This window comes from Streptomyces sp. NPDC058284 (assembly GCF_042881135.1).
GTDB lineage: Bacteria > Actinomycetota > Actinomycetes > Streptomycetales > Streptomycetaceae > Streptomyces.
Genome location: NZ_JBHVYE010000007.1, coordinates 131620 through 154035, shown reverse-complemented (window position 1 = coordinate 154035; position 22416 = coordinate 131620). Strand labels below are relative to the sequence as shown.

At 72.7% G+C, this 22416-nt stretch carries 14 protein-coding genes; 8 read left to right on the top strand and 6 right to left on the bottom strand.

Annotation, left to right across the window (positions count from 1 at the left end):
- Window positions 1-6 precede the first annotated feature (6 nt).
- The gene (locus ACFVYR_RS12885) at window positions 7-1641 is read right to left on the bottom strand and encodes an alkaline phosphatase D family protein (RefSeq protein ID WP_384256660.1); all 1635 of its coding nucleotides are present in this window, start codon (window positions 1639-1641) and stop codon (window positions 7-9) included.
- A gap of 134 nt (window positions 1642-1775) precedes the next feature.
- Here ACFVYR_RS12885 and ACFVYR_RS12880 point away from each other — a divergent pair, with 134 nt between their 5' ends.
- The 5 genes from ACFVYR_RS12880 to ACFVYR_RS12860 all read left to right on the top strand — a co-directional run bounded on the left by ACFVYR_RS12880 (window position 1776) and on the right by ACFVYR_RS12860 (window position 5088).
- Window positions 1776-2561 carry an SDR family oxidoreductase gene (locus tag ACFVYR_RS12880; RefSeq protein ID WP_384256662.1) on the top strand — a complete coding sequence of 262 codons (786 nt, stop codon included), beginning with the start codon at window positions 1776-1778 and terminating at the stop codon, window positions 2559-2561.
- A gap of 172 nt (window positions 2562-2733) precedes the next feature.
- Window positions 2734-3204, top strand: coding sequence for a lamin tail domain-containing protein (locus tag ACFVYR_RS12875; protein ID WP_384256665.1), 471 nt, complete (start codon window positions 2734-2736; stop codon window positions 3202-3204).
- Between the two features lie 135 nt (window positions 3205-3339).
- A complete protein-coding gene (locus ACFVYR_RS12870) occupies window positions 3340-3888 on the top strand; it encodes a DoxX family membrane protein (protein ID WP_384256667.1) in 549 nt (182 codons plus the stop codon).
- A 49-nt stretch (window positions 3889-3937) separates the two neighbouring features.
- On the top strand, window positions 3938-4300 hold the full coding sequence (locus tag ACFVYR_RS12865) for a MazG-like family protein (protein ID WP_384256669.1): 363 nt from the start codon (window positions 3938-3940) through the stop codon (window positions 4298-4300).
- 20 nt (window positions 4301-4320) lie between these two features.
- Entirely contained in the window at window positions 4321-5088 is a 768-nt protein-coding gene (locus ACFVYR_RS12860; protein ID WP_384256671.1) for an SAM-dependent methyltransferase, read from the top strand.
- Between the two features lie 21 nt (window positions 5089-5109).
- Here the strand turns inward: ACFVYR_RS12860 and ACFVYR_RS12855 are convergent, their stop codons facing one another.
- The 4 genes from ACFVYR_RS12855 to ACFVYR_RS12840 all read right to left on the bottom strand — a co-directional run bounded on the left by ACFVYR_RS12855 (window position 5110) and on the right by ACFVYR_RS12840 (window position 18512).
- Complete coding sequence (locus tag ACFVYR_RS12855; protein WP_384256674.1) at window positions 5110-6048, bottom strand: aminoglycoside phosphotransferase family protein; 939 nt, start codon at window positions 6046-6048, stop codon at window positions 5110-5112.
- A gap of 157 nt (window positions 6049-6205) precedes the next feature.
- Entirely contained in the window at window positions 6206-13624 is a 7419-nt protein-coding gene (locus ACFVYR_RS12850; RefSeq protein WP_384256814.1) for a MupA/Atu3671 family FMN-dependent luciferase-like monooxygenase, read from the bottom strand.
- Between the two features lie 59 nt (window positions 13625-13683).
- A complete protein-coding gene (locus tag ACFVYR_RS12845; RefSeq protein WP_384256676.1) occupies window positions 13684-17175 on the bottom strand; it encodes a type I polyketide synthase in 3492 nt (1163 codons plus the stop codon).
- The gene (locus tag ACFVYR_RS12840; RefSeq protein WP_384256679.1) at window positions 17172-18512 is read right to left on the bottom strand and encodes an MFS transporter; all 1341 of its coding nucleotides are present in this window, start codon (window positions 18510-18512) and stop codon (window positions 17172-17174) included. The genes ACFVYR_RS12845 and ACFVYR_RS12840 overlap by 4 nt, the downstream gene beginning before the upstream one ends.
- Before the next feature lie 259 nt (window positions 18513-18771).
- Here ACFVYR_RS12840 and ACFVYR_RS12835 point away from each other — a divergent pair, with 259 nt between their 5' ends.
- A complete protein-coding gene (locus tag ACFVYR_RS12835; protein ID WP_384256681.1) occupies window positions 18772-18999 on the top strand; it encodes a response regulator transcription factor in 228 nt (75 codons plus the stop codon).
- A gap of 146 nt (window positions 19000-19145) precedes the next feature.
- The gene (locus ACFVYR_RS12830) at window positions 19146-19784 is read left to right on the top strand and encodes a DUF4232 domain-containing protein (protein WP_384256683.1); all 639 of its coding nucleotides are present in this window, start codon (window positions 19146-19148) and stop codon (window positions 19782-19784) included.
- Between the two features lie 37 nt (window positions 19785-19821).
- Here ACFVYR_RS12830 and ACFVYR_RS12825 read toward each other — a convergent pair whose 3' ends face one another.
- Window positions 19822-20655, bottom strand: a complete 834-nt coding sequence (locus ACFVYR_RS12825; protein WP_384256686.1) for a PIG-L family deacetylase — start codon at window positions 20653-20655, stop codon at window positions 19822-19824.
- 299 nt (window positions 20656-20954) lie between these two features.
- Here ACFVYR_RS12825 and ACFVYR_RS12820 point away from each other — a divergent pair, with 299 nt between their 5' ends.
- Window positions 20955-22394, top strand: coding sequence for a vanadium-dependent haloperoxidase (locus ACFVYR_RS12820; RefSeq protein WP_384256688.1), 1440 nt, complete (start codon window positions 20955-20957; stop codon window positions 22392-22394).
- Window positions 22395-22416: the final 22 nt, after the last annotated feature.

Here is a 22416-nt window from a genome sequence, read left to right as displayed (position 1 = left end):
GAGCGGCTATGCGGGCTTCAGGCCCGGGTCGCCCGCCTCCGTGACGAACGACGCGGCCGTCCTGATCGGTGCTCCCGGTGTCGTGACCGCCGAGACCGTCTTGAAGTCGGCCCGCGCGGAGTCGTGGCCGAGCGCGACCGTCACGTAGCCGCGGCGGCCGTTGTAGAACTTCAGGTGCGGGTTGGCCCTGGTGTACGTCTCCCAGTTGGCTGGCTTGTCCGCGCCGTCCTTGCCGCTCGCGATGGACGTGGCGACGATCTCGGTGCCGAGGGTCTTGGACGAGGGGTCGTCGAAGTCGGCCTTGATGTCGAAGGCGTAGCCGACGTGCACGTCGCCGGTGAGGACCATGAGGTTGTCCAGGTCCGCGGCCTTCGCGCCCGCGAGGACCCGCCGGCGGGAGGCGCGGTAGCCGTCCCAGGCGTCCATGGAGAGCTTCGCCTGCGCGTTGAGGTCGAGCTTGCGCTGGGAGAAGGTGACCTGCTGCGGGACGACGTTCCACAGGGCGCGCGAGCGCCGCCATCCGTCGATGAGCCAGCGCTCCTGGGTGGCGCCGGTGATGGTGCGGGCCGGGTCGTCCGACTCGGGCCCCGGGACGTGCGCACCGTCGCCGTACGCCTGGTCGGAGCGGTACTGCCGGGTGTCGAGGATGTCGAACTGGGCGAGGCGGCCCCACACCAGGCGCCGGTAGAGCTGCGCGTCGGGTCCGCTCGGCAGCTGCGGGCGGCGCAGCGGCTGGTTCTCCCAGTACGCGCGGTAGGCGGCGGCGCGGCGGAGCAGGAACTCGGCCGGCGGGTCGTCGTTCTCCGAGATGTCGTCGGCGTAGTTGTTCTCGGCCTCGTGGTCGTCCCAGGTGACGACGAAGGGGTGCGCGGCGTGCGCGGCGCGCAGATCGGGGTCGGACTTGTAGAGGGCGTACCGCAGGCGGTAGTCCTCCAGGTTCTGCGTCTCCTTGTTGAAGTGGGCGGGCAGCGTGCGGTCGGTGTAGTTGCGGGCGCCGCCGACGGAGTTCACGGCGTACTCGTAGAGGTAGTCGCCGAGGTGGAAGACGACGTCGACGTCGTCCTGCGCCAGGTGCTTGTACGCGGTGAAGTAGCCGTCGTGGTACGCCTGGCAGGAGACGGCGGCGAGGGTGAGGGCACCGGGGCGGCTGCCGGAGGCGGGCGCGGTGCGGGTGCGGCCCGTCTCGCTCACCCAGGTGCCCGTCCTGAAGCGGAAGTAGTAGGTGCGGCCCGCGGCGAGGTGCTCCGCCTCGACGTGCACGGTGTGGCTGAACTCGGGGTGCGCGGTGACCGTGCCGCGTCTGGCGACGTGCCGGAACCGGGCGTCGTGGGCGAGCTCCCACTGGACGGTGACGCGCTGCTGGGGCAGGCCGCCGCCGGGCTCGTAGGGGGCGGGTGCCAGGCGGGTCCAGAGCAGGACCGAGGAGGGCAGCGGGTCGCCGGACGCGACGCCGAGGGTGAAGGGGTTCTCGGTGATGCGGCGGGCGTCGAGCTCGGCCGCGCCCGCGACGCCCGCGGTGGGCAGGTTGGTGGCGAAGGCGAGCGCGGCGGCGGCGCCGGTGACGGTGAGGAAGCGACGGCGCCCCAGGTGACGGGCGGCGGCGCGGAGCTCGGGTGTGTGCTGCTGGCCTGCTGATGTCATGTTGGCCCTCCCCTGACTATTGGTGTCAACGTCATGCAAGTGGCGGGGGAAGACGCCAGCCTGTCGCGTACACAACACCCATATGGCGGGTGGGTGATGTCCGCGTGGCCACCCCTCCCGTACGCTGCGGGGCCATGAACGCTGAGCGAACTGCACCGCCGAGGACCGCCGTGGTGACCGGGGCCGGCTCGGGAATCGGCCGCTCCGTCGCCCTCGATCTGCTCGCCGCGGGCTGGTCGGTGGCGCTCGCGGGCCGCCGCACCGAGACGCTGGAGGAGACGGCCGCCCTCGCTTCGGCCGGGACGGGGGCCGGGGGCGGCGCCGTCCTGTGCGTACGGACGGACGTGTCGCGGCCCGAGGACGTGGCGGCGCTCTTCTCCCTGGTGCGCGAGCGCTTCGGGCGCCTTGACCTCCTTTTCAACAACGCCGGCACGTTCGGCCCCGGCGGCGTGCCCGTCGAGGAGCTGCCCTACGACGCCTGGCGGCACGTCGTCGACACCAACCTGAACGGCGCGTTCCTGTGCGCGCAGGCCGCCTTCCGGCAGATGAAGGAGCAGGACCCGCAGGGCGGGCGGATCATCAACAACGGGTCCGTCTCGGCCCATGCCCCGCGCCCGAACTCGGTGGCGTACACGGCGACGAAGCACGCCCTGACCGGCCTCACGAAGTCGCTCTCCCTGGACGGCAGGCCGTACCGGATCGCCGTCGGGCAGATCGACATCGGCAACGCCGCGACCGACATGACCGAGCGCATGCAGTCCGGCATCCTCCAGGCCAACGGGCAGCTGGCGAGCGAGCCGGTGATGGACGTCGCCGATGTGGCGCGCACGGTGCGTCACATGGCGGAGCTGCCGCTGGAGGCGAACGTGCAGTTCGCGACGGTGCTCGCGACCAACATGCCGTACGTCGGGCGCGGCTGACGTTCCGAAGGGCGAGGGGTGGCGCGTGGTGGCGCGCGCTCGGCGCATACGAGCGGTGAGTGCGGGCGGCCGAGATCTGCACAAGTGGAATTGGAGCTACCGCGGCAGATCAGGCCAGTAGGCCCCGTATGCTCAGCAACTCTCCACGAGAACTTCACACTTGGAGCACTCCTTGCGCATACGCAACGCCGCCCCCGCCGTCCTCGCCGCCACCGCCCTGTCGGTGTCGCTGCTCGCCGCGTCCCCCGCTTCGGCGGCGACCGTGCGCCACCAGGGCGGACTGCACCTCGCCTACATCCAGTACGACAGCCCGGGCCGGGACAACCGCTCGAACTCGTCGCTGAACGCGGAGTGGGTGAACATCCACAACAGCAGCCGCTCGGCGCTCCAGCTCAAGGGCTACAAGCTGAAGGACAACACCGGCTACACGTACACCTTCGGCAGCTACAAGATCGGCGCGGGCAAGACCGTCAAGGTCCGCACCGGCAAGGGCCGTGACGCCTCCGGCGTGCGCTACTGGGGCCGCGGCAACTACGTCTGGAACAACACCGGCGACAAGGCGCGCCTGCTCAGGCCGAGCGGCTCGCAGCTGGACTCCTGCTCGTGGTCGCGCCTCGGCTCCGGGTCCCAGAACTGCCACTGACCCCTCTCGGTTCGAGGTGATCATGCCGCCCGTCACCCGGACGGACCCGCGGGCCGGGTGACGGAGGCGAGTCCGGTGGACGGTGGAGGCGACGCAACCGCCACCCCGCCGAGGGTCGAAACCGGGAGTTCCCCCATGGCCACCTGCTCGTGTCCGGACCGACGTGACCTCGGACTGCTGCTGCTCCGGGCGGGGACAGGATCGGTGCTCGCCGCGCACGGCGCCCAGAAGCTCTTCGGCTGGTTCGGCGGCGGCGGCATCGAGGGCACCGGCGCCTTCATGGAGTCCATCGGGTACGCGCCCGGCAAGCGGAACGCCGTCATGGCCGGGCTCGCCGAGGCCGGCGGCGGCGCGCTGCTCGCCCTCGGCCTCGCGACACCCGCGGCGGGCGCGGCGGCGGCGGGCGCGATGGCGGGCGCCGTGGCCGTGCACACGCCGCACGGGTTCTTCAGTCAGGGCGGCGGCTACGAGTACCCGGCGTTCCTCGGCATGGTCGCCGGGGCCCTCGCCGTGACGGGCCCGGGCCGCCACTCCGTCGACCACGCGCTCGGCCACCGGCTCGACCGCGGCTGGATGGTGCCCGCAGCGCTCGCGGGTACGGCGGTCGGGGTGCTCGCGACGCTGGCGGCCAGAAGGAAGAACGTCCGCGCGGCGGACGGGGGGAACGAGGCGTCCGGGCAGTGACGCGCGGCCGTCTCGCCCGCCGCGCGACCGCCGTGGCAGGCTGCGGCCCATGGACGACGATCAGCAGGGCGCGCAGGACACCCGTCAGGACCCGTGGGACACCGTCGACCGCCTCTGCGCATGGCTCGACTCCCAGAACCGGCGGGCACCTCAAGAGGCGCTGCTCCTGCGGATGCTGAAGCTGTCCGAGGAGGTCGGCGAGGTCGCGCAGGCGGTCATCGGCGCCACCGGCCAGAACCCGCGCAAGGGCACCAGCCACACCTGGGACGACGTGCAGGCCGAGCTCTGCGACGTCATCGTCACGGCCATGGTCGCCCTGCGCACGCTCACCCCGGACGCGGCGGACGTGCTGGCGGCCCATCTGCGCCGCGTCGACGAGCGCCCCAAAACCCCTTTGCCGCCCGCCGTGTGAACCGCATAGCGTCGCCGCACATGACCACCACCTCTGATCATCCGCCGCGGCTCACCCGCCTCACCTTCCACGGCCCGCTCTCCGAGGCCCGGGCGCACAAAATCGTCGGTCGGCTGGCGGCGGCCGGCCCCCGCACGGTGCTCGATCTGGGCTGCGGCTGGGGCGAGTTGATGCTCCGCGTCCTGGCAGCCGTCCCCGCGGCCACCGGCGTCGGCGTCGACCTCAAGGCCGAGGACCTGGACCGTGGCCGCGCGGCCGCGGGGGAGCGCGGCATCGGCGAGCGGGTCGTCTTCGCCGAGGAATCGGCGACGGACACCGGACGCGGACCCGCCGACCTCGTCCTGTGCCTCAGCTCCAGCCACGCCCTCAGCACCGCGACACCGCCGCAGGCGACCGTCGAGGCGCTGCGGGAGCTGCGCCGCCTGGTCAACCCGGGCGGCCGGGTACTGCTCGGCGAGGGCTTCTGGCAGCGCGAGCCCACCGCGAAGGAGCTGGCCGCGATGTGGCCGGACGCCGACGCAGGCGAGTTCCTGCCCCTCGGCGGCCTGGTGGACGCCGCGGTCGAGGCCGGTTTCCGGCCGCTGTGGGTGGAGACGGCGAGCGAACAGGAGTGGGAGGAGTTCGAGTCGGGCTACCGCTGCGACGTCGAGGAGTGGCTGGCCTCGCACGCCGGCCACCCGCTGGCCGCCGAGACCCGCGCCCGCGTCGACGCCCAGCGTTCGTCCTGGCTGCACGGCTATCGCGGGGTGCTCGGCATCGCGTATCTGACGTTGGTGCCGGTCGGCTGAGAGCCTGTCTTTGAGGCGCTCTTACGGCTGCGTGCCGAACCACGTCTCGGCGAGCGCGTCGAGGGTCGGCTCGGGCGGGGCGGGCAGCTCCCGCAGGTACCAGGGCAGGTTGCTGTACACGTGCAGCAGGGTGTACGCGAGGAGTCGGCGCGGGTCGAACGTCCTGCCGTACGCCTTCATGAAGCGGTCGAGCAGTCCCGGCTCGGCGCGGGTGACGAAGAGGCCGACGCCCACGAAGTCGTACGCCCTGTCGCCGATCATGGCGGGCTCGAAGTCGAAGAGCCCGGTGAGCCGCCAGCCGTCGGCCGGGTCGACGAGCAGGTGCTGGCGCATGAACTCGGTGTGCAGGAGCACGGGCCGGCGCAACGTCTCGTCGTCGGGCGGCGCGGCGGCGTCCAGGAAGCCGGGTATCTGCGCCAGCCAGTGCTCCGCGAGGCCGCGCTCCCGCTGCCGGCCGACCGCGGCCGCGCGGCGGGCCTCGACGAACGCGCCCCAGTCGCCGGGCCCGAGGACGCCGGTGAGCGGTCCGGGGTCGAGCGCGTGCAGCGCGGCGAGCGCTTCGGCGGCGTCGGTGACGATCCGCTCCCGGTCGGCGCGCGGGATGCGCGGCCAGGCGACGGCGAGGTCCTCGCCGGGCAGCCGGGACATCAGGATGTAGTGCCAGCCGCTGTCGTACGTTCCCGAACCGTGCAGCCGGGGGGTGGGGACGGGGAGGCGGCCCTCGACATGGCTCAGTACGCGGGCCTCGGCGACGCCGTCCTGGGCGGCCGTGCCGGGGAAGAGCTTCAGCACGTGCTCGTCGCCCACGGCGTAGACCGGCTGGGAGCCTTCGGGGAAGCGGGTCAAGGGTGCGCCGGCCAGCCCGAGCCGGGCGCACAGGTCCTCGGCGGCGGGCCGCATCACCCCCTCGTCGTCGACGACGCGGTCCCACTCCTCGTCCGTGTGCACCTCAGGCAGCATGATCGCGACCGTAGCGGCTGCCAGGGCGGGGCCGCGAGCGAGTTTCGACGTGCGGTGCGCGGTCCGCGGGCGTCGGTCGGTGGTGCCCCCGTACCCCGTGCCGCCCCCGTACCCCCGTACGGCGACGGGGGCACCGCTGGTCCCCTGGCCTCGCCCGCTACCGTCCCAGCGCCTCCCCCACCTCCCTCGCCAGCAGTTCGACGTACGTGGCCGTCCAGGCCTCGACCGTGGCGCGGTCCCACAGGTCGGTCGAGTACTCCAGGTATCCGGAGAGCACGTCGCCCGTCGGGATCAGACCGAAGTTGAACTCGGAGCGCGCCCCCGGCACCGCGAGGTCCTCGACCGCCGTGGTCACGCCCGGCAGCTCGACCTCCGTCTCCAGCGAGCTCTGGTACTGGAAGCCGAGCGGCAGCCGGTCGGGGATCTCGGTGCCGAGCCGCGCGCTCACCCCGGTCGCCACCGCGCGAAGCGGCGCGGCGTGGTCGATGGCCCCGACCGCGGCACGCGCCACCTGGTCGACCAGCGCCCCGAACGACGCGGCGGCGCCGCCCCGGATCCGCAGCGTGAAGGACGACACCGTGCAGGCCGCGAGCGCCTCGAACGCGCGCCGCTCGCGGTTGGCGTGGGAGATGCCGAGCACGACGTCCGGCTCGTCGCCCACCTCCGCGACGAGCCGCGCGAACGCCGCCGCCGTCACCACGAAGGGCGTCGTACGGTGCCGTCGCGCCAGCGCCTCCACATCGGCGCGGGTGGCCCCGTCCACGGTGAACAGCACCACGTCGCCCGCCCCGCTCAGCTCGGCCGGACGGGTCCTGTCCAGGGGCAGCGGCATGTCGAAGCGGGCGCCGTCCAGCTCGCGCGCCCAGTGGTCGACCAGGCGCCCCTTGTCCTGTGTACGGCTCTGCTCGCGCTGCCAGCGCGCGTAATCGCCGGGCTGCGGCACCTGTTCCGAAAGGCCGTGCGGGGTGCCGGTGACCGCCGCCCGGTACAGCGCGGCCAGCTCGCGCAGCAGGACGCTGACCGACCAGCCGTCGCAGGACGCGTGGTGCAGGACGAAGAGCAGCACCCACCGGTCGGGGCCCGTGCGCAGCAGGCGCAGGACCGGGGCGAGCTCGGCCTCGATGTCGAAGGGGACCGCGGCCGTCTCCGCGGCCACGCGCTCCGCCGCCTCCTCGGCCGTCTCTGCGGTGGCGGACGCGCCGCGGCGTGCGACGAGATCCTCCTCCGGCAGCTCCACCGGCCGGGGGCGCAACGCCTCCTGCCACCACTGCCCACCGTCCGCCACGAAGCGGGTGCGCAACGCCTCGTGCCGCGCGAGAAGTTGACCGAGCGCGGTGCGCAGGGCCGGTACGTCGAGGGCTCCCGTCAGGGTGAGCCGCATCGCCACGTTGTAGATCTGCGGGCGGGGGTGCGTCCGGTGGCGGGTGATGAAGGCGGCCTGCTGGGCGGTGACGGGGGCGCGACCGACGACGACATCGCCGTCGTCCGTCTCGCTCCGGCCCTCGTCGGTGTCCCTGCCGACGCCTTCGCCTCCGTCCCTGCCGACGCCTTCGCCTCCGTCCCTGTCGATGCCCTCGCCGAGGTCCTTCGCGAGGTGTGCCGCCATCGCCCGCAGGCCCGGCTCCTCGTAGAAGCGCGCGACGGGGTACTCCGTGCCGAACTCCTCGCGTACCCCGTTCGCCAGGCGGATCGCCGTGAGGGAGTGCCCACCCAGCTCGAAGAACGAGGCGCCGGAGCCGATCGCGGCCTCGTCCACCCCGAACTCGCGGGCCCACAACCGCTTCAGCCGCGCCTCGATGTCGCGCGCCGGGCGCACCGGCACCGTGGTTCCCGTAACGGCGGCCGACGTCGCGGTGGTCAGGGAAGGTGCGGGGAGCGCGCTCCTGTCCACCTTGCCGTTGGCGGACAGCGGAAGCTCGGGCAGTACGGTCCAGGCGTGTGGCACCAGGTGGTCCGGCAGCCGCGCCGCCAGCTCCGCCGTCAGCCGGTCGGCGAGTTCCTGCCCCTGACCCGTGGCGGCCCGCGCGGGCACGACGTAGGCGGCGAGGCCGGCTTCCCCGCGCCGGTCGCGGCGGCCCAGGACGAGCGCCTCGCGGACCTCCGCCAGGGAGCGGAGAGCGCGCGACACCTCCTCCGGTTCGACGCGGTGGCCCCGGATCTTGACCTGGTCGTCGGCCCGGCCACGGAACTCCAGCGCCCCGTCCGCCGTCCAGCACACCAGGTCGCCGGTGCGGTACATGCGCCCCTCGGCGCCCAGCGGATCGTCGACGAAGCGCTCCGCCGTCAGGTCGGGCCTGCCCAGGTAGCCGGTGGCCACGCCGGGACCGCCGACGTACAGCTCCCCGACCTGACCGGCGGACACCTCACGCCCGTGCGCGTCGAGCACGCGCAGCGTGACGTTGTCCACGGGGCGCCCGATCGGGATCGGTTCCGCGGTGGCGCGCGGCTCCACGGTCGCGACCGTGCAGAGCACCGTCACCTCGGTGGGGCCGTAGACGTTCACCGTCTCGTACGGGGTGCCGGGGCGCGGGCGGGTGCGCAGGACGTCGCCGCCCAGCAACAAGTGCCGCAGCGGCGGCTGTTGGCGCTCCGGGAGGGTGAGGACGGCCTCGCCGAGTGCGGTCGGCAGAATGGAGAAGCCGATCCGCCGATCCGCGTACCAGCGGGCCAGCGCGGCCGGGTCCTTGCGGACCGTGTCGTCGGCCACGACGACCGTGCCGCCCGCGGTCAGCGCGGGCCAGATCTCCAGCGCGGCGGCGTCGAAGCCCTGGCTGCAGACGGCCGCGCTGCGGTCGTCCGCGGTGAAACCGAAGCGCTCGTGGTGCCACTGGCAGAGGTCCACGACGGCCCGGTGCGGGACGGCGACGCCCTTGGGGACGCCGGTGCTGCCGGAGGTGTAGATGGCGAAACAGAGGGAGTCGGGGCCGTGGGACGGTGCGGGGGCCGGGGTGTCCACCGGTGCGGTGGGTGCCTTTGGGGTGGGTGCCTTTGGGGTGGGTGCCGCGTCGACGTCGATCACGACGGTACCGGGCGGTGGCGTCGGCCGCGCGTCCGTGGCTGCGTCGTCGCCCACCACCAGGACCCGGGCGCCGCTCTCGGCGAGGACGGTCTCGGCCCGCGCCCTGCCGTGGGCGGGGTCCAACGGCACGTATCCGCGCCCGGACTTGAGAGCCGCGAGCATGGCGACGACCAGGTCGGCGCCGCGCGGCAGCCACAGGGCGGCCGGGCCCTCGCCGCCGCCGACGGCACGCAGCACCTGCGCGAGCCGCTCGGCACGGGCGACCAACTCCCCGTACGACAGCTCCACTTCGCCGCTGACGACGGCGGTACGGTCCGGGGCGACCTCGGCCCACCGCGACGCCAGCGCGTCGACGGTGCTGCGGGTCCGCTGCCGGACCGGGCCGCGCCGCCATTCCCGCGGCACCGCTGCCGGGGCGGCGTCGACGTACCCCACCGCCTCCGCGAGCACGTCACGGAACGTCCCGAAGAGCGCGTCGACCGTCGCCTCGTCGAAGAGGTCGGTGTGGTACTCCAGGTGGCAGCGGATGCCGTCGGGCTGGTCGGTGAAGTACACGCTGAGGTCCGTCAGCGCCTTGTCGGGCCCCGAGTCGAGCGGCGTCGACCGCACGCCGGGCAGATCGAAACGGAAGGGGTCGCCCGGCTCGAACTCGGCGAGCGTCTGAAAGACGGGCGTCCGGTCGAGCGTACGGGGCGGCGCGAGCTCCCGCACGACCGCCTCGAAGGGCACACCGGCATGGTCGTACGCGTCCAGGGCGACCCCGCGCACCCGGTCGAGGAGCGTGCCGAAGTCCGGGTCGCCGGAGAGGTCGACGCGCAGGGCCAGGGTGTTGACGAAGAAGCCGACCACGTCCTCGTACTCCGGCGTGCGGTCGGACATCGGGGTGCCGATGACGAGGTCGTCCTGACCGGTGACGCGGTGCAGCGCGGCCGCGTATCCGGCGAGCAGGGTCATGAAGAGGGTGCTGCGCCGCTCCCGGCCGAACCGCCTGACCCGGTCGGACAGTTCGGGGTCCAGGGTGCGGAACAGGGCGCGGCCGTGGGACGTGAGCACGGCGGGCCTCGGGCGGTCGGTGGGCAGCGCCAGGACGGGCAGGCCGCCGGCGAGGGTCTTCTTCCAGTACGCGAGGTCGTCGGCCGCCTTCGGGCCGTCGAGCGAGCCGAGCTGGGCGCGGGCGTGATCGGCGTACGTACGGGTGAGGGCAGGGAGGTCCGCGGCCGGTGCGCCCGGCAGCCGCGCGCGGTAGAGGGCGGAGATGTCGCGGGCGAGCACGGCGGCCGATGCCGCGTCCATCACGATGTGGTGCAGGGACAGGACGAGGACGTGCCGGGTCGCGCCGAGGCGGACGAGGCGTGTGACGAACAGCGGGCCTTCCGCCAGGTCGAAGCGGCGCTCGCTCTCGGCCCTGAGGACGTCGGCGACGGGGCCGTCTGCGCCGGGGTCCGCGCCTGCGCCTGCGCCTGCGCCTGTGCCTGTGCCGTCGACAAGCTCGAAGTCGATGGGGCCCGGGGCCCGGGTGAACTGGCGTGGTTCACCCGCCACTTCACGGAACACGGTGCGCAGCTGCTCGTGCCGGGCGGCCAGCGCGTCCAGGGCCGAGCGCAGCGCGGCGACGTCCAGCGGGCCTTCGAACTCGATGGCCTTGGTCTCGTTGTACGCGGTGCGGCCGGGCAGCATGCGCTCCAGGAACCAGACGCGCTGCTGGGCCGGCGAGAGAGGTGCGCCGCTCACCTCCGCTCCCCCACTGCGCACCGGCACCGGCAGCGGCGCCGGAACCGACTCCGGCTCCGGCTCCGGCTCGTATCCGCGGCGCAGTCCGTCGAAGTGGGTCAGACCCTCGCGCAGCGCCGCCGGGGCGACGCCGAAGTCGACGAGGCCGACGATCTCGTCGGCGCCCGCCGCGTGCACCGCGTCCACGACGGGCCGCACGCTCTCGGGGCTGCCGATCAGGGCCCGCTGGTCGCAGTAGCGGTCGTAGGCGCGGCGGAAGACCACGTCCAGGTCGTCCTCGGTCATCGCCGACAGGTCGACCCGGTGGCCGAGGCTGTTGGCGACGTTGCCGAAGAGCGACAGGGACGAGCGCATGTACCGGGCCAGCGGCTCGCGCGCATCGGCGCGGGCCGCCGCGTGGTCCTCGGCGAGGTAGGTGTGCAGCAGCACGGCCACGTGCCCGGCGTCCGGGTCCAGGCCGCAGGCGGCGCGCGTGCGGCGGTAGAGCGCGACGTTCTCGTGGAGCTGTTCGACGCCCTGGGTCATGAGGTTGGTGACGATGCCCAGGTCGTGGCGTGCGGCCAGCTCGTACGACGCGGGATTGCCGACGACCGCCGTGTACATCGGCGGGGCGTCCTGGACGGGCCGGGGGAACAGCCGCAGGTCGCTCTCGCCGTCCCCCGTGGCGCGGCGCACGGGCTCGCCCCGCCACAACTGCCGTACCTCGGCGACCTGTTCGTACATCTTCTCCTTGTGGCAGCCGAAGCGCCCGGGGAAGAAGACGAAGTCGTCGGCGTTCCAGCCGCTCGCGCAGCCGATGCCGATCCGGCCGCCGGAGAGGTTGTCGACCATCGACCACTCTTCGGCGACGCGGATCGGGTCGTGCAGCGGCAGCACCACGGAGCCCGCGTTGATGCGGATGCGGGAGGTCTCGCGGGCGAGCGCGGCGGCGAGCACGACGGGGTTGGGGAAGAGGCCGCCGAAGGAGTGGAAGTGCCGTTCGGGGATCCACAGGGAGTGGAAGCCGTTGCGGTCGGCGAACCGGGCCGTCTCCAGGAGGTGGTCGTACTTGCCGTGGCGGGGCGCCGCGCCGTCCTGCGGGTAGTCGCCGAAGAAGTAGACGCCGAAGTCGAGGGTGCGGGGGCCCTGACGGGTGGGTCGGCGGCTCTCCGGCGCCGGCTGCGGCTCCCGCGTCGGTCCGGCCTGCGGCTCCCGCGTCGGTCCGGCCTTCGGCTCGGGCCGCGGCTCCCGCTTCGGGTCCGTCCGGGCGGCGACCGCCGCTGCCCCGTTCCACGCCATGGCCTTCACCGGCGCCTTCACCGGCGCTCTCACCGGCCTTCTCACCGGCCTTCTCACCGGCGCCTTCGGTACTCCGAGGGAGAATCCCGCCGCACGCAGCTCCCGCAGCGAGTCCTTCACCGCGTCCACGATGAACTCCACGTCGCTGTCGGAGTGTTCGGTGGACAGGAAGAAGTTGCGCCACTCCCACACGTGCACGCCGCGCAGCATGAGGTGGTGGTAGAGCAGCTCCATGTCGGCCCGGTGCTCGAAGCGGAACATCGAGCCGAAGTGGCTCATGCTCAGGGCGAATCCCTCGGCCTCGAAGAAGGCGTTGAGGGTGGCGGCCAGTTCGTCCGTACGGGCGTTCAGGCGCTCCTGAAGGTGCGGGCTGTGCTCCTTGAGGTGGGACAGTACGGCGCGGGTGGCGACCATGGACACCGGGTGCTGGATGTAGGTGCCGCCGAAGAACGTGGTGTCGGCCGCCGGATAGCTGTCGTCGCCGTAGTTCCAGTGGCCGCCGTCGATGCCGTCCATGATGTCGGCCCGGCCCGCGACGGCTCCGATGGGGAAGCCGCCGCCGAGCAGTTTGCCGTACGTGGCGAGGTCGGGCGTCACGCCGTAGAGCTCCTGGGCGCCGCGCGGGGCGGGGCGGAAGCCGGTCAGCATCTCGTCGAAGAGCAGCACGATGCCGTGGCGCCGGGTCAGCTCGCGCAGCCGCCGTACGAAGTCGGCCGGCTGGAGCGACGGGTGGCGGCTCTGCACCGGCTCCACGACGACCGCGGCGATGTCGGCGGCCTGCTGCTCGATGACGGCGAGGCTCTCCTCGCCGCCGTACGGCAGGACGAGCAGGTCGGCGACGGCGTTGGCCGGGATGCCCGCGGACATCGGGACGGTGGTGGGTCCTTCGCCGCCGGTGCGCGGGGAGCGGCCGAGGACGTTGTCATTGTGCCCGTGGTAGGCGCCCTCGAACGTGATGATGCGGGAGCGGCCCGTGGCGGCGCGGGCGAGCCGGATCGCCGCGGAGTTCGCCTCCGTACCGGAGTTGGCGAAGGCCACCCGCTCCATGCCGGTCAGCTCGGCGAGCAACTCGGCGGCCTCGCCGGTCTCCACGGTGCGCGGGCCGAGCTGGATGCCGCGCGAGAGGTGCTCGCGGACCGCCTCGGTGACGAAGGCGGGCTCGTGGCCGAAGAGCAGGACGCCGAAGCCCATGGTGATGTCGACGTAGCGGTTGCCGTCGATGTCCTCGAGCGACGAGCCGCGCGCCCGCCGCCCCGCGATGGGGTACAGCATCTCCTTCGTACTGCTGCGGAACCCGACCGCGGCCCTGCTGTCGGCGAGCACGCGGCGGTAGCGCTGGGCGATGCTCTTCGAGGTGGGCGTCTTGGCGGTGTAGCGGCGCACCAGGTCGTCGAGGTGGGCCCGCTGCGTCTCGGACGCGTCGCCGCGGAGCATGCCGGAGCCCCTGGAGACTTCGAGGCGCGGCCCGTGCTGGGCCGGGCGGGGCGCGGCGGTCTCCTGCTCCGCCCCGCCCAGCTGCCGGGTGATGCGCCGTGAAAGCTCGGCCATCGCGGCGAGGTCGGCGTCGACGGCCCCGGAGAGGGAGCGGCCGACGGATTCGGTGCCGGTCACCGGCCCGCCTCGACGTCGGCGGCCAGGTGGGCGGACGCGGCCTGAGTGGCCTGCGCGGTCTGTACGGCTTGTGTGGCCTGCGAGGTCTGTGCCGCCAGCAACTGGCTCAGCTGGCCCATCAGTTGCAGCTGCATCTGCGAGAGCTGGTGGACCTGGCGTACGAGGTCCTCCACTTCGCGGCGCGTCGCGTACTCGACGGGGGCCGGGGCGGGGGCGGGAACGGGGGCGGTCGGGGCCTGAGCGGACACCGGTACCGGTGCGCCGTACACGGGCGCGGGATCCCGGGCGGGTGGCACTGCGGGCGCGAGTTGTGCGGGCGGTGCGGGGGCGGCAGCCGGGACAGTGGGAGCCGCAGCGGAGCGAGTCGGGGCAGCGGGAGCCGGGGCGGAGCGAGTCGGGGCAGCGGGAGCCGGGGCGGAGCGAGTCGGGGCAGCGGGAGTCGGCACAGCGCCCGGCTCCGGCTCCGGCTCCGGAGCCGCCGACGCCACCCCACCCCCCATCTTCCCCACGATGACCAGCGCCAGCCCCTTCGCCGAGCCCGCCTCCTCGAAGAGTTCCCGCATCGACACCTTGACCTGGTGCTCCTCCTCCAGCTCCCGGAGCACGCCGATCATTTGCAGCGAGTCCGCGCCGAGATCGAAGAAGGAGGCCTCCTCGGCAATCTCGCTCGTGTCGTAGCTGAGGTGCTTCGCGGTGACCTTGATGATGTGCTGGAGCACGCGCTCGACCGCTGCCTCGTCCTGTGCCACTTCCGCCCCATCCCTTGCCGCTCGTACGTGTACGGGTTGTTCCGACCGGGGAAGGTGGTTCTCCGGCCCTGTCCAGTAGTCCTTGTGCTGGAACCGGTATCCGGGCAGCGGAATACGGCGTCCCGCCCCGCCCATGAACGGCCGCCAGTCCACCGGCGCACCCGCCCGGTACAGTCCGGCGACCGCGTCCCACAGCGGTTCGAGCCCGGCGCCGCGCCGCAGTGACGGGTGGGCCGCCCGGCCCGGTACCGCCCTCCGGGCCAGTCCGCTGAGCGTCGTGTGCGGGCCGATCTCGACCAGTGCGCCCACGCCGTCGTACGACGACGCCCCCACCTCGTGAAGGACGTCGGCGAAGCGGACAGGGTCGCGTGTCTGCCGTACGAAGTAGTCGGCGTCCGGCGCCCATCCGGCGGGCCGGGTGCGCCCGTCGAGGCCGCTCACGAACGGCACGCGCACCGGACGCGGGCCGATGTCGGCCACCAGCTCCCGCAGGCCGTCGAGGACCGGGTCCATGAGGGCGGTGTGGAAGGCGTGCCGCACCGGCAACTCCCGCGCGTGCACGCCGCGTTCGGCGAGGATCACGTCCAGCCGCTCCATGGCGGCGGCGGGCCCCGCGAGCACCTGACTCCGCTCGCCGTTCGTGACGGCGAGCTCCACGCCGGGCACCTCGGCGGCCAGCTCCTGTGCCTCCCGCACCCGTGTCGGCACCGCGACCATCGCGCCCGGCGCGCACCGGCGCCGCATGAGCCGGCCGCGCCCGGCGGCGAGGCGAAGCCCGTCCTCGGCGGACAGCGCCCCCGCCGCGTACAGCGCGCCGAGCTCCCCCACGCTGTGCCCTGCCACCACGCCCGGCTCGATCCCGGCCTCGCGCCACAGGCGGACGAGCGCGCACTGCAACGCGAAGAGCGCGGGCTGCGCGACCTCGGTGTCCCACACCGGCTCCCCGCCCCCGGGGCCGTGCGGCGGGCCGAGCAGCGGGCCGAGGAGGCTGCCGCCGCCGGACAGCTCGGCGAACTGCCGCTCGCAGGCGTCCAGAACCTCGCGTACGACGGGAAAGCGCTCGTGGAGGGCGCGGGCCGCGCCCCGGTGGAGGCTTCCCTGCCCCGTGAAGAGGAACCCGGCGCCGGCACCGCCCGCACGGCTGGGCGGCTGCTGTGCGAGCCAGTCGTCGAGGGCGCCGGTGAGCGCGGCGACGGTGTCGCCCCGTACCGCGAGCCGGTGCCTGCGGTGGGCGCGGCCGAGGGCCAGCGTGGTCACGAGGTCCGCGGGGTGGGTGCCGGGGTGCGCGCGCAGGTGGTCGCGCAGGGCACCGGCGTTGTCGGCGAGGGCCGCCTCGGTGTGGCCGGAGAGCACGAGGACGCCCGGGGGCGGCGGCGCGTCGGCCGGGCGGGGCGCGGGCTCGGGGGCCTCTTCAAGTACGACGTGGACGTTCGTGCCGCCGACGCCGAAGGAGCTGACGCAGGCCCGGCGCGGCACCTCGCCCGTCGGCCACGGCCGCGCGGCTTCCGGTATGTAGAAGGGGCTGGCCGCGAGGTCGAGGGCGGGGTTGGGTCGGCGGAAGTTGGCCATCGGCGGGATGACGCCGTGCCGCAGGACGAGGAGGGTCTTGACCAGGCTCGCGAGGCCCGAACAGACGTCGAGGTGACCGATGTTGGCCTTGACCGAGCCGAGCGCGCAGTAGCCCGTGCGGTCGGTGTCGGCGCGGAACGCGGCGGTGGCGCCCTCGAACTCGATCGGGTCGCCCTTGAACGTGCCGGTCCCGTGCGTCTCCAGATAGCCGACCGTGCCCGCGTCGACGCCCGCGCGCCGCAGGGCGCGGCGGATCGCGTCCCGCTGCCCGGCCGCGCTGGGCGCGCTGAACGCCTTCTTGTCCGCACCGTCGTTGTTGACGCCCCAGCCCCGGATGACGCCGTGGATGTGGTCGCCGTCGGCGACGGCCAGGTCGAGGCGCTTGAGTACGACCGCCACGACGCCGGTGCCGCCGACCGTGCCGTCCGCGTCGGCGTCGAAGGGCCGCAGGTAGCCGCTCTTGGAGAGGATGGAGCCCTTGACGTACTGGTAGCCGAGTACCTGCGGCACGTGGAGGGCGGTGGCTCCGGCGACAGCGATGTCACAGTCACCGCCGACGACCGACTGCGCCGCCAGCTGGACCGCGGTGAGCGAACTGGAGCACGCCGTCTGGACGTTGACGGCGGGCCCGGTCAGGCCGAGGCGGTACGCGGCCCGGTTGGCGGTGAAGTCGGCGAAGTTGCCGATGGTGACCTGCAGTCCGGCGACCCAGTCCGCGATGCCGCCCCGCAGGACGTTGTTCTGGAGGTAGCTCTGGAGGGAGTAGAGATGGTAGCCGGTGCTGGCGTACACCCCGACGTCGGCGCCCGCCTCCGCGCCACCCTGCCCGCCACCCTTCCCGCCGCCCGCGTACCCGGCGTCCTCCAGCGCGTGGTGCACGCACTCCAGGAACAGCCGGTGCTGCGGGTCGGTGATCCGGGCCTCGTGCGCGCTCATCCCGAAGAAGCCCGCGTCGAACCCGGCGATGCCGTCGAGGATTCCGCTCGCCCCGACGAACTCCTCGGCCCGGTACCGCTCTTCGGGGATTCCGGCGGCGGCGAGCTCGGCGTCGGTGAAGCGGCGGATGCGGTCGGCGCCGTCGCGGATCGTGCGCCAGAACTCCTCCCTGGTGTCGGCCCCGGGCAGCCGGAAGGACATCCCGACGACGGCTACGGCGTCACGCTCGCTCATCGCGCCTCGCTCTCCCGCTCCACGGAGCCCCCGTGTCTCCCGGCATCCCGGTCCCACCGCTCCACGGCCCCCTCGCCGCCTCGCACCACCGCGCGCTGCCGCACCAGGACGACGAGCAGCCCGACGCAGAGCGTGATCGCGAGACCGTGGAGCAGGGCCACGACGTGAAATGGTGAGAAGCGGTCCAGGAGCGCGCCGCTGACCAGCATTCCCAGGCCGAATCCGGTGTTCTCGGCCGACGCGGAGAGCCCGAAGAGCCTGCCGCGCTGCTCGTCGGGCGCGGCCTGGAGACGGGTGACGTACGCGATCTCGGTGAGCCCGTCGGCCATGCCCGCCACCAGCGCGGCCGCGACCGCCACCCCCGTGGGCAGCCCCGCGAAGACGACGATGAACGCGGCCGACATCACGCAGGCCCCCACGGCGAACGCCCGCTCCCCCGGCCCCTGCCGCCCGCCGCGCCCGCCCCACCGCCCGCACACCTGCTGCATGACGATGTTGCCGAGGGCCCACGTGGCCCAGAACTGGCTGACGAAAGTGGCCGGATGGGACGGGTCGAGGTCGCTGGAGTAGACGGGCAGGGCGACGTTGTGGGACGAGGAGCCGAGGCCGTCGGCGGCTCTGAGCGCGATCATGAGGGCGAGGACGGGGGCGGCCCGCAGCAGCAGGAGCGAGCCTCCCCGCCGATGACCGTCCCCGGCACGACCGCCCGCAGCCTTCGCCGCAGCCTCCGCCGCGGCGCCCGACGCCTTCGCACCCCCCGGGCACGTCTTCGCCTCCCCCTGCGCCCTCGTACGGATGGGCAGCGAGAGCAGCACGCCCGCCGAGACCGCGAAGGTGGCGGCGTCCAGGGAGATGGCGGCGACGTATCCCAGTCGCGCGACGACGACACCGGCGGAGGCGAACCCGGCGATCATCGCGAGGGAACGGCCCGTGGCGAGAGTCGAGTTGGCGCGCATCCGCAGCTCGCCCCCGACGATCTCCGGGATGCTGCTGCGCAGGGCGACGCCGGACAGGGTCGAGCAGAAGCCGGTCACGACGGCCAGCGCGTACAGCAGCCCCGCGCGCCCCGCCTCCGGCGCGATCAGCAGCGCCGTCATGGCGGCGCACTGCGTCAGGTCGGCGCCGACCATCAGCGTCTTGCGGTCGTACGCCGAGACCAGCCGTCCACTCACGAAGCCGGACGCGACGCTGGTCAACAGGCGTACGGCCATGAAGAGTCCAGCGGCCAGCGCGCTGTCGGTCACCTCGTAGACGAAGACGTTGAGGGCGACCATGTTCAGGTAACTGCCGTACGCCGAGACGGCGTTGCCGACGACGAGCAGGCGAAAGTACCGCAACCGATCCCCCCTGGTCCGCGCCGGGCTGCTGCCATTCGGGTCGTGCACGGCTGCGCCCAGCCGAGACGGCCTTCACATTCGCCCGCCTCGAACCACGCCCACAGTCCCCCGAATTGGGGACTTGACATGGTGGATGGCGGTCAGTAGTTGCCCTTTCCCCTGGGTATGCGGGGATTCCTTTGTGTTTCGGCACGACCGTGGTTAGATCACGTTGCGGCTACAGCCGTCGTACGTGTTGACAGTCCCTCACGGAGGGAAGATGCCAGGAAACGGCCGCCCGCAGAACGCGCCGGCGTTGTCCCACAGGGAACGTCAGGTGCTGGCCCACATCGCGGCAGGCCTCTCGCACAAGCAGGTCGCCAGGCGCCTGGGCATCAGCGTGCACACCGTGAGTACTTACCTGCGCCGGATCCGCACCAAGCGCGCGGCGCCCACCGTGGCCCATCTGATCCACCTCAGCCACAGCGAGGACTGCCAGAACCCGTAGAGCCTGTCTTCGAACCCCCGCCTGCCCCCCCCCAGAGGCCGGTACGCCTGTGACAGAACGGAGACGTCGCGGGAGACCGCCTGTAACTCGGTGCGAGATACAAATACTTCCGACCGCAACGCACCGCGCTCCTTCTGGGGGAAACCGTGAAGAACACCCGCATCGCCGCTCTCGCCGCCCTCGGCCTCGCCGCCAGCCTCTCGCTCACCGCCTGTGGCGGCGACGACTCCGGGACGGACTCGTCCTCCAAGGGCTCCGCGTCTTCCTCCTCCTCTTCGTCCAACGGCTCGAAGTCGGAGGCGGGCGACGCGAAGTCGGGCGCCGGTGAGGACACCAAGGCGGAGGCGGCCCCGAACGGCTCGACGAAGACGGGCGCCAAGTCCACGTTCTGCAAGACGGCGGACCTGGCCATCGACGCCCGGGACGCCGCGCCCGACGCGAACACGGGCCGGATCGACATCACCATGGTCAACCGGGGTTCGACCACCTGCTCGGCGACGGGCTTCCCGGGCGTCGACATCAAGGACGCCGACCACACGTCGAGCCCCATCGAGCGCGGCCACGCCCAGCCGCGTGTCACCACCCTGAAGCCCGGTGACGCCGCTGTCTTCAACCTCGCCTACGACATCGACACCACCGGCGACAGCATGACGTCCCCCACCAACATCCTGGTGACGCCCCCGAACGAGACCCACACCGTGAGCCTGAAGTGGCCCGCGGGCGCCGGCCGGATCAAGGGCGCCTACACCGACGTCCAGGTCTACCCCACGCACACGACCAAGTAGGGGTGGCGAGGGCGACCGGCCGCCGCGGACGGCTCGATCAGCGCAGTCCGGCGAAGAGATCGGTCTCGGGCACAGGCGCGCCGGTGGCGTCCTGGACACGTACGAAGGTCTCCATGCCCATCAGCTCGCCGAACCTCTCCTTGCCCATCTTGAGGAAGAAGATGTTCTCCCCCTGACTGGCGTGCGCGGCGAGCGCGTCGAACTTCTGGCCGCTGAACGCGGTGGTGTCCACCCAGGTGCTGATCTCGTCGTCGGGGAGGCCGATCTCGGCCAGGGCGGCGGCCTCGGCAGGGTCCGGCTCCGGCATGTCCTCGTGGAACTCGCGCATGATCTTCCCGAACTGCGCCATCGCCGAGTGGGGCATCGTCGTCCAGTAGACCTTCGGCGTCAGCCCGCTCTTCGCCACCGCCGCCATCGTGATGCGGTGGGCCTGGATGTGGTCGGGGTGCCCGTAGAAGCCGTTCTCGTCGTAGGTGACGACCACGTCCGGCCGGTAGTGCAGCATGAGGTCCGCGAGCCGGGCGGCGCCCTCCTCCACGGGGGTCCGCCAGAAGGATCCGGGGGCGTCATTGCTCGGCCAGCCCATCATTCCGGAGTCGGCGTAGTCCAGCATCTCCAGATCGCTGATCTTCAGTACCTCACAGCTCTCCTGGAGTTCCCGCCGGCGCATCAGGGCGACGGCCGCCGGATCGTGTCCGGGATCACCCGGCTTGACACCTCCGGGCCCGTCACCGCAACCGCCGTCGGTACACGTCACGAGAACCGTACGCACGCCCTCCGCCGCGTACCGCGCGAGGATCCCTCCGGTTCCGGTGGCCTCGTCGTCGGGGTGGGCGTGCACCGCCATGAGTGTCAAGGGTCGCTCAGCCATGAAACAGTCCTCCTGCGCAAAATGAACAACGGCTCGATACGGGTCCGCGGCGTGGATACCGCGAGCCCGGGGCCCGGATCCGTCGAGGCACGACGGTCCGGTGGCCTCTCGGTGCAACAGCGCGCCACGGACCGGCTGTTCCCACTGCCCTCCCGTGACGGGTTTCGGCCAAGCATCCGGCCGGGGCCGGTCATTCCGGCAGAAGCGGATCCTGCGGGCGGCGCGCGGCGGCGAGGATCTCGCCGCCACCGCTCCGGTGGCACGCCTGCGGCAACAGGCCTGTGATCAGGGGGTAGAGCATGACCGCGCACACCCGAACCAGCAAGGTCCGACAGACGGCGCGCCGGAGCCGGACCCTGGCGGTCGCCGTCGTGCTGGCCGCCGCGGGCACCGCGCTGACCGCGGTGCCGCAGCCGGCCGGGGCGGCCCAGACGGCGTTGCCGCCGCAGACCATCGCGAACCCGGTGCACTACTGGAACGACGTGCTCATGGACGTCGTCCGAAGAGAGGGCGGCGGTCCCGGCCCGATGGCCAGATCCGCCGCGATGCTGAACGCCTCCATCTACGACGCGGAGTCCTCGTACCAGCTGAAATGGAAGGGCAGGATCACTTCCGAGCCGTACATCCGCGCCACGAAGTACACGGGCTGGATCGAGGGCCCCGACGAGGAGGAGCGGGTCGTCGGACGCACGGCCTACAACATCCTGCTCGGCCTCTACCCGGGCCAGACCAACTACTTGGACGCACGGTTCCGGCAGCGCTTCGGCACCGAACCGACCGAGTTCGACCTCCTCGACACCACGGTCGTCGGGCCGATGGTCAAGCAGATGCGGGACGCCCGCGACGGTGACGGCTCCGACAACGACGAGGTGTACGTCGCCGACAACAAGCCCGGCGCCTGGCGGCCCACCAGCTACCCCGACATGGTCGACCCCAACTGCACGCAGGCCAGCCAGGCCGTGACCCCGTTCTGGGGGCGGGTCAAACCCTTCGCGCTGACGTCGGGCTCGCAGTTCCGGCCGCCGACTCCGGGCCTGTACGGAACGTACGAGAAGCTCCTCGCGAGCGACGCGTACAAGCAGCAGGTGGCGGCGGTGCGCAAGGCCGGCGCCGACAAGCCCACCGCCAATACCCCGGAGGTCGACCGGACTCCGGAGCAGGAGGCGGTCGCCTGGTTCTGGGCGAACGACGAGGACGGCACGTACAAGCCGCCGGGCCAGCTGCTCCAGGCCACGCGCGAGGTCGCGACCCAGCGCAGACTCAACACCTACGAGAACGCCCGTCTGTTCGCCCTCGTCTCGATCGCGATGGCGGACGCGGGCATCGCGGTGCGGGACGTGAAGTACCTGACCCCGATCGACCTGTGGCGGCCCGTCTCCGCCATCCGCGACAGCGGCCTCGACCGCGAGTGGAAGCCGCTGCTCAAGACCCGGGCCGGAGTCAACGTCTCGCCGTGCTTCCCGGCCTGGGCCTCCGGACACGCCACCTTCGGCGCCTCCTGGGCCGGGGTGATGAAGCGCTACTTCGGCAGCGACGACATCGCCTTCACCATGACCACCGACGAACCGCAGTCCCCGGTCAGGTCCCGCTCGTTCACCAGCTTCAGCCAGGCCGCCCGCGAGGACGCCCAGAGCCGGGTCTGGCTCGGCGTCCACTTCCCCTGGGACGCAGAGGACGGACTCACCCTCGGCGAGAAGATCGCCGACCACGTCTACACGACCAGGCTGCGCAAGCTCTGAGAGCCTCTCTTTGATGCCCCGG